We start from the raw sequence: 1,260 nt of genomic DNA, 5'->3' as shown, positions 1-1,260 counted from the left end.
CCCCCCCCCCAGCCGATACCGCGACCCAGGGCGCGCTGCAACAGCCAGGGCAGGCGCGCGGCGATCACCGCCAGGCCGAGCAGCAGCCAGGTGGGCCAGTGGCGGGGCGAGCGTGGCGGCGGTGCGGCCTGGGTGGCGGACGCGGGCGGAGTGGGGGCGGCAGACATGCGCCAAGTTTAGCCGGGCGCGTGCATCACCGCGTCGGCGTGCGCTGCGGCGCGCGTGGCGATCGTCTGCCGCCGCCTGCTTGCAACCGGCTATGCTGTCCGGATGCGCAACGATTTCATCGAGCGGCTGCTGCGCGGCCTGTACTCGGCCGTGCTCTATCTGCTGCTGCCGGTCACCGTCTATCACCTGGTCTGGCGCGGTTTCCGCGTGCGCCAGTACTTCCAGCGCTGGGACGAGCGCTACGCCTCGTATTCGCAGGCGCGCGGGCGGCCGCGGGTGTGGCTGCATGCGGTCTCGGTGGGCGAGGTCAACGTCGCCGCGCCGGTGGTCAATGCGCTGCGCGCGCAGCGCCCGGACATCCGCTGGGTGATCACCACCATCACCCCGACCGGTTCGGAGCGGGTGCGCGCGCTGTGGGGAGACGCGCTCGATCATGTGTATCTGCCCTACGACGTGCCCGGCAGCGTCGGCCGGTTCCTGCAGCACTTCCGCCCCAGCCTGGCGCTGATCCTGGAAACCGAGCTGTGGCCGAACATGCTGTTCGGCTGCCGCGACCGCGGCATTCCCGTGTACGTGCTCAATGCGCGGCTGTCGGCGCGTTCGTTGCGCGGCTACCGGCTGCTGCGGCCGTTGATCGGGCGTGCGCTGCGCACCGTCACCTGCGTGGCGGCGCAGTCGCAGGAGGATGCCGAGCGCTTCGTCGCGCTGGGCGCGCGTGCCGAGCAGGTGCGCGCGTTGGGCAACCTGAAGTTCGACATCGCCGCGCCTGCGCACTTGCCGGAGGTCGTCGCCGCGTTCCGCGAGCGCGTGCCTGCGACGCGTCCGGTGTGGATCGCCGCCAGCACCCACGACGGCGAGGAAGCGGCGGTGATCGAGATGCACCGGCAGTTGCGCCGGCAGTGGCCGGACCTGCTGCTGCTGTGGGCGCCGCGGCATCCGGAGCGCTTCGCCAAGGTCGAGGCGCTGGCGCGCGACCAGGGCTGGCGCGTGGCCACGCGCCGCCAGCAGCAGTGGCCGGGCGCCGAGGATGCGGTGTTCGTGATCGATACGCTGGGCGAGCTGATGGGGTTCTATGCGTGTGCCCAGGTGGCC

General features: G+C 72.1%; 1 protein-coding gene and 1 pseudogene. One reads left to right on the top strand and one right to left on the bottom strand.

Translation table 11 applies throughout. From position 1 onward, the window contains the following. A pseudogene (locus D588_RS27355) lies at nt 1-167 on the bottom strand (lipid A biosynthesis lauroyl acyltransferase); the annotation flags it as partial. A gap of 103 nt (nt 168-270) precedes the next feature. Here D588_RS27355 and waaA point away from each other — a divergent pair. Continuing rightward, a partial coding sequence (waaA, locus tag D588_RS0117715; protein WP_017916925.1) for a lipid IV(A) 3-deoxy-D-manno-octulosonic acid transferase occupies nt 271-1,260 on the top strand: 990 nt, incomplete at its 3' end.

This window comes from Xanthomonas sp. SHU 308 (assembly GCF_000364645.1).
Lineage (GTDB): Bacteria > Pseudomonadota > Gammaproteobacteria > Xanthomonadales > Xanthomonadaceae > Xanthomonas_A > Xanthomonas_A sontii.
The sequence above is the reverse complement of the archived record's forward strand: the minus strand, read 5'-3'. Positions and strand labels throughout refer to the sequence as shown.